The 12,969-nt window shown below is 68.5% G+C and carries 12 protein-coding genes and 1 pseudogene; 10 read left to right on the plus strand and 3 right to left on the minus strand.

All coding sequences use genetic code 11. From position 1 onward, the window contains the following. The 6 genes from F788_RS0111440 to F788_RS0111465 all read left to right on the plus strand — a co-directional run bounded on the left by F788_RS0111440 (position 1) and on the right by F788_RS0111465 (position 6,092). Positions 1 to 789 (plus strand): ABC transporter permease, encoded by a 789-nt coding sequence (locus F788_RS0111440; protein WP_019590241.1) that lies wholly within the window; start codon positions 1 to 3, stop codon positions 787 to 789. Positions 790 to 860: 71 nt separating this feature from the next. Next, positions 861 to 1,634, plus strand: coding sequence for an FKBP-type peptidyl-prolyl cis-trans isomerase (locus F788_RS0111445; RefSeq protein ID WP_019570342.1), 774 nt, complete (start codon positions 861 to 863; stop codon positions 1,632 to 1,634). Beyond that, positions 1,634 to 3,145, plus strand: a complete 1,512-nt coding sequence (locus F788_RS0111450; protein ID WP_038037704.1) for a S10 family peptidase — start codon at positions 1,634 to 1,636, stop codon at positions 3,143 to 3,145. The genes F788_RS0111445 and F788_RS0111450 overlap by 1 nt, the downstream gene beginning before the upstream one ends. 63 nt (positions 3,146 to 3,208) lie before the next feature. Then, on the plus strand, positions 3,209 to 3,853 hold the full coding sequence (gene lexA / locus F788_RS0111455) for a transcriptional repressor LexA (protein ID WP_019590243.1): 645 nt from the start codon (positions 3,209 to 3,211) through the stop codon (positions 3,851 to 3,853). After that, positions 3,850 to 4,503 carry a translesion DNA synthesis-associated protein ImuA gene (gene imuA, locus F788_RS0111460; RefSeq protein WP_018869342.1) on the plus strand — a complete coding sequence of 218 codons (654 nt, stop codon included), beginning with the start codon at positions 3,850 to 3,852 and terminating at the stop codon, positions 4,501 to 4,503. Before lexA ends, imuA begins: the two co-directional genes overlap by 4 nt. Positions 4,504 to 4,649: 146 nt before the next feature. Continuing rightward, entirely contained in the window at positions 4,650 to 6,092 is a 1,443-nt protein-coding gene (locus F788_RS0111465) for a DNA polymerase Y family protein (protein ID WP_026332776.1), read from the plus strand. Positions 6,093 to 6,101: 9 nt separating this feature from the next. Here the strand turns inward: F788_RS0111465 and F788_RS13430 are convergent. Continuing rightward, a pseudogene (locus tag F788_RS13430) lies at positions 6,102 to 6,260 on the minus strand (GreA/GreB family elongation factor); the annotation flags it as partial. A 175-nt stretch (positions 6,261 to 6,435) separates the two neighbouring features. On the opposite strand from F788_RS13430, the gene F788_RS0111475 reads away from it, so the two are divergent. Both F788_RS0111475 and F788_RS0111480 read left to right on the plus strand, forming a co-directional pair. Then, positions 6,436 to 6,981 (plus strand): hemerythrin domain-containing protein, encoded by a 546-nt coding sequence (locus F788_RS0111475; RefSeq protein WP_018869339.1) that lies wholly within the window; start codon positions 6,436 to 6,438, stop codon positions 6,979 to 6,981. Continuing rightward, positions 6,974 to 7,732 (plus strand): hemerythrin domain-containing protein, encoded by a 759-nt coding sequence (locus F788_RS0111480; RefSeq protein WP_019590245.1) that lies wholly within the window; start codon positions 6,974 to 6,976, stop codon positions 7,730 to 7,732. Before F788_RS0111475 ends, F788_RS0111480 begins: the two co-directional genes overlap by 8 nt. Here the strand turns inward: F788_RS0111480 and F788_RS0111485 are convergent. Both F788_RS0111485 and F788_RS0111490 read right to left on the minus strand, forming a co-directional pair. Continuing rightward, positions 7,729 to 8,484, minus strand: coding sequence for a metallophosphoesterase (locus F788_RS0111485; RefSeq protein WP_018869337.1), 756 nt, complete (start codon positions 8,482 to 8,484; stop codon positions 7,729 to 7,731). The two genes, F788_RS0111480 and F788_RS0111485, sit on opposite strands and share 4 nt — an antisense overlap. A gap of 71 nt (positions 8,485 to 8,555) precedes the next feature. After that, positions 8,556 to 9,920 carry an NAD(P)/FAD-dependent oxidoreductase gene (locus tag F788_RS0111490; RefSeq protein WP_026332777.1) on the minus strand — a complete coding sequence of 455 codons (1,365 nt, stop codon included), beginning with the start codon at positions 9,918 to 9,920 and terminating at the stop codon, positions 8,556 to 8,558. A gap of 374 nt (positions 9,921 to 10,294) precedes the next feature. Here F788_RS0111490 and F788_RS0111495 point away from each other — a divergent pair, with 374 nt between their 5' ends. Together F788_RS0111495 and cydB are read left to right on the plus strand one after the other, a co-directional pair. Next, the gene (locus F788_RS0111495) at positions 10,295 to 11,701 is read left to right on the plus strand and encodes a cytochrome ubiquinol oxidase subunit I (RefSeq protein WP_019590247.1); all 1,407 of its coding nucleotides are present in this window, start codon (positions 10,295 to 10,297) and stop codon (positions 11,699 to 11,701) included. Positions 11,702 to 11,705: 4 nt separating this feature from the next. Then, entirely contained in the window at positions 11,706 to 12,707 is a 1,002-nt protein-coding gene (cydB, locus tag F788_RS0111500; protein ID WP_018946079.1) for a cytochrome d ubiquinol oxidase subunit II, read from the plus strand. The last annotated feature ends 262 nt before the right edge of the window (positions 12,708 to 12,969 follow it).

Genomic DNA, 12,969 nt, shown 5'->3' on the forward strand with positions numbered 1-12,969 from the left:
ATGCGCCAGCGCACCCACCCCCTGCTGCCCCGCCCCGGCCCGCGCCTGTTCGCCGTATGGCGCCGCAACCTGCGGGTCTGGCGCAAGCTGCTGCTGCCCGCGGTGGTCGGCAACTTCGGCGAACCGATCCTCTACCTGCTGGCGTTCGGGGTCGGCTTCGGCGCCATGGTGGGCGAGGTCGACGGCATGCGCTACATGGTGTTCATCGCCTCCGGCATCGTCGCCTCCAGCGCGATGATGACCGCCAGCTTCGAGGGCATGTACTCGGCCTATACGCGCATGGCGGAACAGAACACCTGGCTCGGCATGCTCGCGACCCCGCTCACGCTGGACGACATCGTGTTCGGCGAGGCCGTGTGGGCCGCCACCAAGGGCCTGATCTCCGCGATCACCGTACTGATCGTGGCCAGCCTGCTGGGGCTGGTGGCCGACGCGCGCGCCCTGCTGGCGCTGCCGGTGATCTTCCTCGCCGCTTTCACCTTCGGCGCGCTGGCGCTGGTCGTCACCTCGCTGGCGCGCAGCTACGATTTCTTCCTCTACTACTTCACCCTGGCGGTCACCCCCATGCTGCTGCTGTCCGGGGTTTTCTTCCCCCTGGAACAGCTCCCCGGCTGGGTGCAGACCCTGGCCTGGATGCTGCCGCTGGCTCATGTGATCGAGCTGGTGCGGCCCTTGATGACCGGCGAATGGCCGGTCCGCTGGCTGCCGCATCTTGCGGTCATCACTGGCTACGGGGTCCTGGCCATCTGCGTGGCCAGCTACCGCATCCGCCGCCGGCTGTTGCAATAGAGCGGGAATGTTCCAATGATGCGCGTTGTCCTCTAAAACGAACCCTTTCCATCACCTTCAGGTACGAATCGATGAAGAACTGGCTGTTTGCAATCCTTCTGGCCCTGCCGGCCGCCGCGCTGGCGCAGAACGTGGAAATCCGTGACATCGAGGAAGGCGACGGCGACGAGGTCGTGCGCCATGACACCGTGACCGTACATTACACCGGCTGGGTGTACGAGGATGGCGAGGACCAGGGCGAACCCTTCGATTCCAGTCGTGACCGCGGCCAGCCGTTCACCCTGACCCTGGGTGCCGGCGAGGTCATTCCGGGCTGGGAGAAGGGCCTGGAGGGCATGCGCGAGGGTGGGAAGCGCGAGATCATCATCCCGCCGGAACTGGGCTACGGGTCACGCGGCGCCGGTGACGTGATCCCGCCGAACGCCACTCTGCGCTTCGAAGTGGAGATCCTGGAAGTGGAGCGGGCGCCCTTCGGCGGCCTGAACAATAACGAGCTGGCCGGGATGCTGGAACGCGACGACGTGACCGTGGTCGACATCCGCCGCCCCGACGAATGGGCCGAGACCGGGGTGGTCGAAGGCAGCCTGCGCATGACCGCCTTCGACGAACGCGGCCAGTTCATTCCGCAATTCGGTCAGGCGTTCACCGATGCCGTAGACCCGGATGACACCGTGGTCCTGATCTGCCGCACCGGCAGCCGCACCGGCGTACTGGCCCGCGCGCTGGCCGACGGTCTGGGGTACGAGGACGTCCATAACGTCACCGACGGCATCAAGCACTGGCTCGAAGAAGACCGCGTGGTGCGCCACGACTGCCCCGATACCGAGGAGACGGCGGTTTGCTGATGCGGCGACACGCCGGCCCCGGGGCCCTCGGTCTGGTCCTGCTGCTGCTCGCTGCCCCGGCACCGGGCGAAGAAGACAATCGTGAGGACCTTCCGGCGGTACTCCCCGAGCCGGTGACCACCACGCATTCGCTGGAAACGGTGGACGGCGAACGGCTGGAGTACCGCGCGACGGTCGGCTACACCCCGCTGGGCGAGGATCGCGAACACCCCGAGGCGCGGGTCTTCAGCGTGGCCTATACGGTGGACGACGAAGAAGCCGACCGCCCGGTGACCTTCCTGTTCAACGGCGGACCGGGGGCGGCCTCGGCCTATCTCAACGTCGGCGGACTCGGACCGCGGGTCCTGGACACCGACGACCGGGGCCTGTCGGCCGCCACGCCACCACGGCTGACGGACAACCCGAAGACCTGGCTGGCGTTTACCGACCTCGTCTTCATCGATCCGCCGGGCACCGGCTTCAGCCGGGTGATGGAGGCCGGCGATCCCGAAGATTTCTTCGAGCCGGAGGGCGACCTGGCCGCCCTGGAAGAAACCCTGGAACGCTGGCTGGACGACCACGAACGGCGCGGCGACCCGGTGTACCTCGGCGGGGAAAGCTATGGCGGCTATCGCGCCGGTGCCCTGCCGGCGCGGCTGATGCGCAACTCCGGTATCAGCGTCTCGGGCACGGTGCTGGTCTCCCCCGCGCTGGATTTCGGCATGCTCGAGGGCGGCACCGGACGCCCGCTCCCGAACGCCCTGATGCTGCCGGCGCTGACCGCCTCCGCACGCGCACATGACCGCCTGGGCGATGACCCGCCGAGCCTCGAGCAGGCGGAGGCATTCGCGCTGGGGGACTACCTCGAGGGCCTGCTGCACCCGGGGCGGATCGACGCGGAATGGATCGATGAAGTGGCCCGCTTCACCGGGATCGACCGCGACCACCTGCGCGCGACCGGCGGCCGCATCACCCTGAACATGGCGCAGCGTGACCTGCTGCGGGACGAAGGCCGGCTGGTCAGCCTGTACGACGGCGGGATCGATTCGCCCGATCCGGTCCCGACCCGCACGCGACCTCAGGCCGATGCCATCCTCGACGGGCTGGTGGCCCCGCTGTCCACCGCCATGCTGGACCACCTGCGCAACACCCTGGAGTGGTCGCACGGGCATCAGTATCGCCTGCTCAGCCGCGAGGTCTTCGGTGCCTGGGACTGGGACAGCTCGCAGCGGACCGGCCCGGCCTCGGCGATGGACGACCTGGCCACCGCCCTGGCACTCGATCCCCGCTTTCGCATCTTCAGCGTGCACGGCGAGGCCGACCTGATCACCCCCTATTTCGCCACCGAATGGCTGCTGGGGCAGATCGCGCATGCCGCGGACCCGGGCGACGACGAGCGCATCGTCACCGGCCGCTATCCCGGCGGGCACATGCTGTACATGCGTGCCGACACCAACGCCGAGCTGTTCGACGACGCCCGACGCTTCTACACCGGACACGCAGAAGACGGAGCTGAAGCGGACCCCGACTGACCGCTTGCCGACCCGGGCACCCTCCGGTTACTGTAATTATGAACAGTATCCGGAGCCGCCCCCGTGTCGTCCGTCCCGTCGCTCACCCCGCGCCAGCAGGCCATCCTCGACTACATCACCGAGGTGGTGACCACCCAGGGCACCGCGCCTACGCGCAACGAGATCGCCGCGGCCTTCGGTTTCCGCTCGCCGCATGCGGCGGAATGCCACCTCAAGGCCCTGGCGCGCAAGGGTGCGATCGAACTGGTGGGCGGGGCGGCCCGCGGGATCCGCCTGTCCCCCGAGGCCCGCCCGTCTCCCGGCACGCCCCCGGAAGCGGACGGCATCCCCCTGATCGGCCGGGTCGCGGCCGGCTCGCCGCTGCTGGCCACCGAACACATCGAGGGGCACTACCAACTCGGCGACGCCCTGTTCCGCGCCCGCCCCGACTACCTGCTGCGGGTACACGGCGAAAGCATGCGTGATGCCGGCATCCTCGACGGTGACCTGCTCGCCGTGCGCCGCACGCCGGAGGCCCGGGATGGCCAGATCGTGGTCGCGCGCATCGAGGACGAGGTCACGGTCAAGCGCTTCCACCACGATGGTTCGCGGATCCGCCTGCTGCCCGAAAACCCGGATTTCGCCCCCATCGAGATCGACCCCGAGCGCCGCGAACTCGCGATCGAGGGGATCGGCGTGGGCGTGCTGCGCGATCTGGAAAGGGAATGAGCCGCGCCCTGGACTCACTGCTGGAACACCCGTCCCTGTGGCGCGGCCGCCAGGGCGCCCCCGCCAGCGGCGACGCGGTCTGGCCAGCGGGGACACCCGAACTGGAAACGGCCCTGGGCGGCGGCTGGCCGCGCGGCCAGCTGGTGGAACTGCTGGGCGCGCCCTTCGGCAGCGGCGAGACCCGCCTGCTGGTCCCGATGCTCGCCGCCTGCGGGCGCGCACGGCTGTGGATCGCCCTGATCGGCCCGCCGGCCACCCCCTGGCTCCCCGGCTGGCAACAGCTGGGCATTCCCCCGGAGCGGGTCCTGCTGGTGCGGGCCGACCAAGACGGCGAACGCCTGTGGAGTGCGGAACAGTGCCTGCGCGACCCGGCCTTTGGCGTGTTGCTGATCTGGATCCATGGCCCCGCGGAGACCGCACGACTGCGGCGTCTGCGCCTGGCGGCCGGCGAAAGCCGCGCCTGTGCCGTGCTCCATCGTCCACCACAGGCCGCGGAACAGCCCTCACCCGCACATCAGCGCCTGCAATGGCAGCCCCATGGCCGGGGCCTGCGCCTGCACTTCATCAAGGGCAGCGGCGCCCGGTACCGGCGCGGCCGGCCGCTGGATCTCTCCGTGGCACACCCGCCTCCCGCGGAGGGCACCCCGTGATCCCGGACGCACGCCCTGCGCGGCCGGCACCCGACACGGAGCAAGCCCCCCCGGGTCCGACCCTGCAACTGCTCCCGGGGCTCCCGGAGCCGGCGCGGGAACCTGACCCCGCTCCCGTCCCCGCGCCGGAGGCCCGGGAATGCTGGCTGGCCGTGCAGCTTCCGCATCTGGCCCTGGACCTCCAGGCCCGCCGCCGCGCGGATGCCGACCGTCTCGCGCAGCACCCCCTGCTGATCGTGGAACGCGGGGAACGCCCCCGGGTGCATGCCGCCAACCGTGCCGCGCGCCGCGCCGGCGCCCGTCCGGGCATGCCCCTGGGCGATGCCCTGGCCCTGCTGGACACCCCGGAACTGATCGAGGACGACCCGGCGGCCCGTGCGCGCGAGATTCACCAGCTCGCCGCCGCCCTGCTGCAGTTCAGCGACCACGTGCATCCCGAACCCGAAGAGCAGCGCATCCTGCTCGAGGTCGGGCGCAGCCGGCGCCTGTTCGGCGGGCTGCCGGCCCTGCGCGAACGGGCAGAGGCGGTGCTGCGCGAACTGGGTTTCCAGCCGCGCACCGGCATGGCCCGCAGCCCGGCTGCTGCACGGCTGTTCGCCGCGCACCGGCACCCGGAGATCCCCGAGGACCGCGACGCCCTGCGCCGCAACCTGGCACGCTTCCCGCTGAACACCCTGCCGTTGCCCGCGGGCACCCGCGAGGCCCTGCAGGCCACCGGCCTGCGGATGTTCGGTGACCTGCTGCGTCTGCCGCGCACGGAACTGGCACGACGCCACGAACCGGAACTTCTGCAGATCATCGACCGCCTGCTGGGTGATGCCCGCGAGGCCCTGCCGCGCTTTTGCCCCCCGGCCACCCTGGAACTCGCCCTGCGCCTGGATCACGAGATCCGCGCGAGCACCGCGCTGGTGTTCCCCCTGCGCCGCCTGTTGCAGCAGGCTGAGCAGCAACTGCGCGGGCGGGCCCTGAGCCTGCAGCGCATGCAGCTGGAACTGCGGCATCGCGAGACCACCACCCGCCTGAGCCTGGAACGCGGCCAGCCCGGCATCCGCGCGGCGGACTGGCTGAGCCTGTGGCAGACCCGACTGGAGCGCGAAACCCTGCAGGCCCCGGTCATCGGCCTGCGCCTGCACGCGGCCGACCTGCTGGACCCGCCCGCCACCGATGACGGCCTGCTGACCGGAGACCCCGCCGGCGAGAACAACCCGGGCACGCACCTGCCCGCCGTGCTTGCCCGCCTGCGGGCGCGCCTGGGGGCACAGAAGGTCGGCGGCCTGAGCAACCGGGGAACCCCGGCCCCGGAAGACGCGCAGGAGCCCGTCGGCTCCACCCTGCAACGGGGCCGATCCACGCCCGGTCCCGCGCAGCAGGCCTGCGGCACGGCCCTGTGGGTGCACGCGCCGGTGCCGGCAGCGGCCACGGATCTGCAGGGGCTGCAGCCCCTGGGACGCATGGAAAACGGCTGGTGGGACCGGGGAAACGATCAGCGCCGCGACTATGCCCTGGCGCGCGACCCCCGCGGTCGCGGGGTCTGGGTGTTCCGCTGCCTGCGCAGCGGGCAATGGTATCGCCAGGGCTACTGGGGATAGCCCCCGCGGTTACCGGTGGTGTTCGCCCGCCCGCTCCGGCTGAAACAGCACCTTGTCGATGCGCACGTGCATCACGCCCCCGCCCGGACGCAGCCACTCGATCTCCTCGCCCTCCGAGAGCCCGAGCAGGGCACTGCCCACCGGCGCCATGATCGACAGGGAAAGGCCGCCGCGGCAACGACGGACACTACAAAGCCGGGCACGCGGACGCCGGTGCCTCTGTCCCATCGATTCTGGGGGCGAATGACACAAAAGACAAACCCTCCGCACGATGTGATCCGCATCAAGGCCACACGGTCACCGAACTGCTACACAGAGGGCAGATGTGCATCCCGAGGCCCGCATGAATCTCCAGATGAACGAACCGTTGCCCGGCTTCGATCGCCCCCTCGAAGTCCTGCGTGCCTGTCATCGTCGCCTGAAGGGCTGTCTGGAGACGCTCGACCGCCTGCAGGCCCATGTCCCCGATCATGGTGCGGATGCCGAGGCCCAGGCCGCCGCCCAGCGGCTGCTGAAATATTTCCATGCCTCCGCACCGCACCACCATGCCGACGAGGACGAAGATCTGTTCCCGCGGCTCAAGGGCCTCGGCCATCATCCCGACTGCCATCCCCAGCTGCCCGACTGGCTGGACCGTCTTACCGCGGAGCACGAAACCCTGGAAAACGGCTGGTCCCGGCTGGAGCCGGCCCTGCTCGACATCGCCGAAGGACGCGATGCCTCGCTGGACGGCGCGGCGGAATGGATCGACCAGTACCGCCGCCATCTGGCCCTCGAGGAAGAAGCCGTGCTGCCGCTGGCCGAACACCTGCTGGACGCCGATCAATGCCGCGCCATCGGCGAATCCATGGCCCGCCGGCGCGACCTGGAACCGGAACCCCATGGCTGATTTCACTCTCGACCTGCGCGGGCTGGGCGACCATGCCCATACCCGCGCCTATTACACCCTGCGCGAACTCGGCGCCGGTCAGACCTTCGACGTGCTTGTGGAGGAAGAGCCCGAACTGCTGATGGCCGCGGTCGCACAGCAACTGCGTCATGCCATCCACTGGGAAACCGTCGAGGCCGGCCCGCCGCTGTGGACCCTGCGGGTCCGCCGGCGCGACGACACCGAGCCCGTCGACCTGGTCGATCTCCTCACCCGCGACCACCTGCGTATCGACCGCCTGTTCGCCAGCGCCCTGCACCGGGTCAATGCCGGCGACGCCGAGGGCGCAGCACCGGCGTTTCATGCCTACGTCGCCGGACTGCGACGCCACGTACACGTGGAGAACGAACTGATCGTCCCGCTGCTCGATCTGCCGCGCCATCCCCGCGGCGATGACCCGACCTCGATCATGCTGCGCGAACACGAGGAGCTGCTGGACCAGACCGCGATGCTGGAACACGAATTCACCGAGGGCGTGGACGAACCCTGGGCCATCGCGCCGTTCTTCGCCCTGATCTCGGGCGGTCTGGCCAAACACGAAGGACGCGAGGAACAGAACCTGTTTCCCCACTGGAGCCGGCATTTGCGCGAACAACCCGATGTCGCGCGGGAACTCTTCGGCAAGGCCCGGAGCATGCTCATCGTCCCCGACGAGACGGACGAAACGGAGGATTCACCGGAAACGGACCATTCCCGGGGGCCTGCCCGCTAAGGATCGTCGATGCCGGGCGTCAGGGTCTCCAGCCGGCCGTCCGGATACAGGCCGACCACCCCGGCCCGCCCGACGCCGCGCACCCGCACCCCGTCCGGGGTATGCGCCTCGTAGTCCTGGTGATGGTGCCCGTGAACGATCAGCCCGGCCCCCAGCAGCTCGGCCAGGCCGTCGATGGTGTCGAAGCCGCTGGCATGCGGCGACGGCGCCTCGTGGGTGACCAGGATGTCGGCCTTTAGCCCGCGCAGGCGTTCGATGTCTTCGGGATAGATGGAGGTGCGATGGCGCCGGGGCAGGCCCGGTTCGCGATCCCCGGCGCCCTGCCAGCGATCGCGTTCCGGGAGCTGCGCCACATGTTCGCTTCGGGTGAAGAAGACCGGCGCCTTGCAGCGCGGGCCCCGCGGGTACCAGACGCGGCCACGGAACACCCCGCCGAGACCCGCTACCGGCCGGCCGGCCACTTCCGCGACACGCGCATGCAGATTGCCCGCCACATAGGAACTGCCGAACACATTCGCCCAGGCCGCATCGGTATCACTCTCGTGATTGCCGGGGATCCAGTAGATCGCCGGCATCGTGGCACCCGCCGCCACGGCTTCCCGCAACGGCGCCAGTACGGCATCCAGTGACTGTTCGCGCAGTTCCATGTCCCCCAGCAGGACCACGGCCCGCGGCCGGTACCGTGCCACCGCCTCGATCAGGGGATCGAAGAGGCCATGGGGATCGCCATAGAACAGAATATCGGGTGCCACGCCGCTCCCGGGGGGTTCGCGAATGCGCCTACCCTAACGCATCCCCGCCCCCGGGCGCGCGCCGCCCGCGATCAGCGCAGGTAACGCCCGCGCAGCATGTTGTAGTACAGCGGCTTGATCATGTGCACCTTCAGCCGCCACCACATCCAGCTCGGCTGCCCCTGGTCGATGAAGCCGAAGGTCGGGACCTCCTCCAGAGTGTAGTCGAATTCGACCAGGGCCGCCTTGCCCACCTCTGTGATCAGGGGGCAGGAGGTGTAGCCGTCGAAACGCTGTTGCGGTTCGCGGTCCTGCAGCACCGACACCAGGTTGTCCGGGGTCACCGAACCGTGGGCCCGGACCGTGGAGGCCGTCTTGCCAATCGCCGTGTCCACCACGTCGCCCGCGCCGAATACGTTCGGGTAGCGGGCATGCTGGAGGGTCTGGTCGTCCACGGCCAGCCAGCCGCCTTCCGCCAGACTGCCGTCTTCCACCGCCAGACCGGCCTCGCGCACCCAGTCGTGGGCGCGCATGGGCGGCACCACGTGGAGGTAGTCGTAGTCCACCGTCTCGCGATTGCCGCCGCCGTCCACGAAGGTTGCACGGCGCAGCTCGGGCTCCACGCCCTGCAGCACGGACCCGGATTCGATCCCGACTCCGCGCTCGCGATAGATGTCGCGCACCATCCCGTCAAAACGTTCGACGCTGAACAGCGCGCCTTCCGGAGCGTGATAGTGGAATTCCATGCGATCCCGCTGCCCCGCCTTGCGCAGCAGGTCCTCGGCGATCAGGGTCGCCTTGATCGGCGCCCCGGCGCACTTGATCGGCGTATTCGGAATGGTGAAGCGGGCCACCCCGCCCTGCTCGCCCAGGCGCTGCGTCTGCTCGTAGGCATGCCGCGCCTGGTCGGGGCCGGCATAGATACTGGTCAGACCGTTCTGCCCGATGTCCGCGCGCTCCAGGCCTTCGATCGCTTCGTAATCCAGATGGATCCCGGTGGCCACGACCAGGAAATCGTAATCCAGACGATCCCCGCCGGCGGTCTCGACCACCTGGCTCTCCGGATCCACCGCGGCCACGGAATCCTTCTTCCAGTCGACGCCACGCGGGATGTAATGCTCGTTGCGCGCGGTCACGTCGCTGACCGAATAGGTCCCGGCCGCGACCAGGGTCCAGCCCGGCTGGTAGTGATGGGTCTCGCTCGGCTCCACCACGGTGATACGCGCCCCGTCCAGCAGGTCGCGCAACCGCGCCGCCACGGTCAGCCCGGCGGCGCCGCCGCCCAGCACAACGACACGCGCGCGGGTCTGCACTCCGGCCTGCGCCGCCGCGGGCGCGGACCCCACGGCTGCCGCGGCGGTCAGCCCGCCGGTCAGTTTAAGAAAGTCCCGCCGCGAAAGTCCGTCCCGCAATACCAGCGGTGCCTTCGACGAACCTGCCTTATTGCGATCTGTCATGTGTATGCCTCCTCGCGACCCCGTCATCCCGCGGGGCGTCTTTTTCCGGAGCGGTCGCCGGTGGCGCCGCGCTTCAACCCTTCTGACATACAGTTTTCGTGCCAGTGCCACAAAACCCGCAAAAACCGCTTTCCGCGCGCCTCGGCCGCCCGACTCCGGACGCTTTGTCTGCCGTGACTGTCATTTCCATGTTCCAGACTGTCATGTGCGGCATGTACAACACCCCGGGACTACGAGGCTCGTCCCGGACCGATGCCGCAAACCGCGTCGCAGCGCGAACACGCACGCCAGAGCGAGAACTGGCACGCAACTTGATTGTCATCCGGGCGGAACGCACCACGCGTCCTCTCTCAATCGTTCACGGAGGCAATGCCATGGAGCTTGACCCCTTACTCCTGTCACGACTGCAGTTCGCATTCGTCGTGTCATTTCACGCACTGTTCCCGGTATTCACCATCGGGCTCGCCTCGTTCATCGCCTTCCTGGAGTTCCGGGCCTGGCAGACCGGTGATGCCCTGTACACCCGGATCTCGAAGTTCTGGATCAAGATCTTCGCGGTCGTGTTCGGCATGGGGGTGGTCTCCGGGATCGTGATGTCCTTCCAGTTCGGCACGAACTGGAGCGTGTTCTCGTATGCCACGGCCAATTTCCTCGGGCCGGTGCTGTCCTACGAGGTCATCACTGCGTTCTTCCTGGAGGCGGCCTTCCTCGGCGTACTGCTGTTCGGTCGCGACCGTGTGCCGCAGGGCGTGCACGTTTTCGCGGCGATGATGGTGGCACTGGGCACCTTCATCTCCTCGTTCTGGATCCTGGTGGCCAACAGCTGGATGCAGACGCCCGGCGGTGTGGAGCTGGTTGACGGAGTTTTCCAGGTGACTTCCTGGGGTCAGGCCATCTTCAACGACAGCTTCTGGCCGCGTTTCTTCCACATGGGTCTGGCCTCGCTGCTGACCGCCGGCTTCGTGGTGGCGGGCGTCTCCGCCTACTACCTGCTGCGCAACAAGCACGTCGAGATGAACCGCAAGGCGCTGGGCGTGACCATGTGGATCCTGCTGTTCGCCGCCCCGGCGCAGCTGGTGGTGGGCGACATCCACGGCCTTAACACCTTCGAGCATCAACCGACCAAGGTGGCGGCGATGGAAGGCGTCTGGGAGACCGAACGCGGGGCCCCGTTCCTGCTGTTCGCCATCCCCGATTCGGCCAACGAGACCAACCACTTCGAGATCGGGCTGCCCAACATGGCCTCGCTGGTGCTGACCCACGAACTGGACGGCGAGGTGCCCGGGCTGAACGAAGTGCCCGCCGAGGAACGTCCCCCGGTCGGCATCACCTTCTGGTCGTTCCGCATCATGCTGGCCATCGGCTTCGTCATGATCGGGTTCGCCCTGTGGAGCGCCTGGCTGCGGTTCCGTGGCGACCTGTACCAGTCCGAGCGTTTCCTCAAGGGCCTGACCTGGATGATCCCGACGCCGTTCGTCGCGGTGCTGGCGGGCTGGTTCGTAACCGAAACGGGCCGTGCGCCCTGGCTGGTCTACGAAATCATGGACCACGCGACCGGCCTCACGCCGTCGCTGACCGGTGGCATGGCGCTGTTCAGTCTGCTGGGTTACATCGCGGTGTATGCCGTGGTGTTCACCGCCGGCGTCTATTACATCGTGCGCATCGTGCGCAAGGGTCCGGAGCCGGACCATCCGGTGCAGGAGCCGCAGCACGCCAAGCGCCCGCTGTCGGCGGCCGATACGCCGTTCAACGACAACCCTGCCGCTGACGCAAGGAGCTGAAACCATGGTCGATATCACACTGGTATGGGTCGTGATCATCGCCGTCGGACTGGTCGGCTACGTCCTGATGGACGGGTTTGACCTGGGCGTGGGGATCCTCTTCCCCTTCGCCCCCGGCGAGCAGTCGCGCGACATCATGATGAACACGGTCGCCCCGGTCTGGGACGGGAACGAGACCTGGCTGATCCTCGGGGGCGCCGGCCTGCTGGCGGCCTTCCCGCTGGTCTACTCGGTGTTCCTGCCGGCGCTGTACATCGGGGTGTTCCTGATGCTGGCCGGGCTGATCTTCCGCGGCGTCGCCTTCGAGTTCCGCTTCAAGGCGAGTTCGGCGAAATCCCGGCGCGGCTGGAACGCCTCCTTCGCGATCGGCTCGATGGTCGCGGCCTTCGCCCAGGGGGCGGTCGTCGGGGCCTATATCCAGGGCTTCCAGATGGACGGGCTGAACTACGCCGGCACCGCGCTGGACTGGCTGACCCCGTTCACGGTGCTCACCGGTCTGGGACTGATGGCCGGCTACGCCCTGCTGGGCGCGACCTGGATGATCCTCAAGACCGAGGGTGAAACCCAGGCATTCGCCTACCGCGTGACCCCGTGGCTGCTGGGTGCCGTGCTGGTGGTGTTCGGGCTGGTCAGTGCGATCACGCCGTTCATCGACGCCAAGGTCATGGAACGCTGGATGGGCACCTTCGAGATCCTGTGGGTCCTTCCGGCCCTGGCGCTGCTGGCGGCCTGGCAGATCCTGCGCTCGGTGCGCCGGCGCCACGAGGGGCTGCCCTTCGTGTCCACGATCGCCCTGTTCATCTTCACCTTCCTGGGGCTGATCGTGAGCAAGTGGCCGTACGTGGTCCCGCCGGACTACACCTTCTGGGACGCCGCATCTTCCCCGGATGCGCAGCTGTTCATCCTGATCGGGGCGCTGTTCATCATCCCGATCATCCTCGGCTACACCGCGTGGACCTACTGGGTCTTCCGCGGCAAGGTCACGGCGGACGCGGGTTACCACTAGCGCCGTCGCCTGACCGTTCAGGGTTTGCGACCGGGTCTTTCTCTCTCTCTCCGGACCCGGCTCGCAGGCAACCGCCCGCTGCGGGGCGTAAGGGAGACACTGCCCCGTATACGCGTTCGTGTTGGTGTCCCATGTTTTCCGAGACCAGGCGCGGCGCGCTGCCGGTAGTGGTTCTACCGGCAAGGGCCGCAACGCAGAATCGGGGAACATGGGACTCCAACCCCGAAGGGGCTCGGCCGCTTTTGCCCGCTGACGGCGTTGC

The sequence above is a fragment of the Thioalkalivibrio sp. ALE10 genome, from assembly GCF_000381385.1.
Classification (GTDB): domain Bacteria; phylum Pseudomonadota; class Gammaproteobacteria; order Ectothiorhodospirales; family Ectothiorhodospiraceae; genus Thioalkalivibrio.